This window comes from Pseudomonas sp. AC083 (genome assembly GCF_979253165.1).
Window position 1 is genome coordinate 1 of the sequence record NZ_CEEDDH010000058.1, and the last position, 373, is coordinate 373.

Annotated in this window: 1 protein-coding gene; it reads right to left on the reverse strand. The window is 47.2% G+C overall.

Annotation, left to right across the window (positions count from 1 at the left end; translation table 11 throughout):
- Window positions 1–373, reverse strand: a 373-nt coding sequence (locus AC0IXA_RS27230) for a histidine kinase dimerization/phospho-acceptor domain-containing protein (protein WP_471814872.1), incomplete at both ends; no start/stop codon positions are given.

Consider the following 373-nt stretch of genomic DNA (forward strand, 5'->3'; position numbering starts at 1 on the left):
GGTGAGTATTTCATGGCATTGGAAATGATATTATCGAGCACCTGTGTAATTTTATCTTGATCGATTTCCACATATACTTCACGCTGCGGCAGGTTGCGGATAAAATCGACATGCTGCTCCTTCGTCATTTCAAAACGATCAATGACGAGCGAGATAAACCTGATAAAGTTCGTCCACTCACGGTTGAATTGATAATCCTTGCTGTCGAACTTAGACAGCTGCAGCAGGTCATTGACAAGCCGGATCATGCGCTCAGTTTCATTTTGTGTGACACTAAGGAATCTTGGCGCAAGCTCTTTATCACCAATCGCCCCTTCAGCCAGCGCCTCAAGGTAGCTTCGCATCGTCGTCAGCGGTGTGCGCAGCTCATGCG